The following is a 1,324-nucleotide window of genomic DNA, read 5'->3' on the forward strand; positions in this document are numbered from 1 at the left end:
ATGAAATTGCAGCGGAGAAATTGCCATGAAAGAGGAATTAGGGCTTGAAAAGCCAAAGGGAAGAGTTTTTGTCTCGGTTTATCCGTCGAACTTGAAAGACAAGGACGGAAACAGGATTGGAAAGTGCGTTGGGAAAATCAGAAATAATGTGGTTTCTACAGAGCAGCTCGTTGCGCGCTCGAAAAGAGGCGGAACTGTTATTTCTGAGGAGACTCTATTGTATGCGGCGGAAATTTTGTCAAAGACTGCGAAAGAGGCTCTTTCGGATGGGCTTGCGGTTGACCTTCTGGGGCTTGGAACGCTCGGTTTTTCAGTAGAAGGCAGCGTTGAACAGTTTATGACAGCGGGCGAAATCTCCAGGCATTTTAAGCTTGCGTTTACGCCGTCAAAGGAAGCGGAAAAAGCTCTGAAGAACATTCTGCCGTCGCAGATTGTACTGCGGAATTCAAGAATCTATATTTCAGAAGTCAAAAGCCTTGCGGCGGAAAGCGCGGAAGAAAACACGATTTATATGAACCGGCCACTCCGCATAAAAGGAAACGGGCTTAAAGTCGGCGGCGAGATATGCGGCGTGTTTCTTGTTCCGTGCATGGAGCAGAATGTGTATGCGCCCCGTTCTGAATGGATTCCTCTACCGAATCCGTACACAAACACGCCCAAAAAGCTGGAGCTTTATCTGCCGGACAGCTTCAATCTTGGCTACGATGGAGAGAGCTGCGAGGAAGAGCCGCTTTTTTGCATTGCGGTTGTAACAAGCCTGAACCCGAACAGCCGAGAGCGCGCTGAATGTGTGGAGGCTTTTTCTGAGGCAGTAAGGGTAAGAAGAGTATAGCTTGAGTTTCTATTCTTCAATTGCAAATGCAAAAACAACCGGTTTCCTTACACTGCACTCGCCCATTTGCAGAATTTAAACGTTTTGCCCTTAAAGGCTAAAAATCACCACTCCCCTTTTATCTCATCCATGGAATCTCGATCGCCCATATCCGCGTTGTCCGCAACTTGAGAATAATAAGAGCAATAATCCTGAGCCGGATCGTCAGAAAAATAATCTCTTTTTCCTTTTGCCGCCTTTATTTCAAAGTCTGCATAATCTGAATGTTCATCGTCAAAATCTTCTTCATCTTCGTAGTAATCGTGTCCATAATTATGATGCCGCCTTGGCGGCTGTCCTTGTGCTCCGATATATGCGCAAACTATAAAAAAAATGATGCAAAAAAATATAAATCCGGCAATAATTCCCATTTTTGTTCTCCCATAAAAAGCAAGATTAAAACTTTAGTTTTCACTAAAAACAGCTGCTTAGCTCTTATTCCTCTGCTAATAT

Annotated in this window: 2 protein-coding genes; one reads left to right on the forward strand and one right to left on the reverse strand. The window is 44.5% G+C overall.

Going from position 1 to position 1,324, the window contains the following annotated elements; genetic code table 11:
* Positions 1–25: 25 nt before the first annotated feature.
* Complete coding sequence (locus B2X33_RS04005) at positions 26–832, forward strand: DUF4469 domain-containing protein (RefSeq protein WP_296667821.1); 807 nt, start codon at positions 26–28, stop codon at positions 830–832.
* Positions 833–936: 104 nt separating this feature from the next.
* Here the strand turns inward: B2X33_RS04005 and B2X33_RS04010 are convergent, their stop codons facing one another.
* Entirely contained in the window at positions 937–1,242 is a 306-nt protein-coding gene (locus B2X33_RS04010; protein ID WP_296667823.1) for a hypothetical protein, read from the reverse strand.
* Between the last annotated feature and the right edge of the window lie 82 nt (positions 1,243–1,324).

The sequence above is a fragment of the Treponema sp. UBA785 genome, from assembly GCF_002297065.1.
Lineage (GTDB): Bacteria > Spirochaetota > Spirochaetia > Treponematales > Treponemataceae > Treponema_D.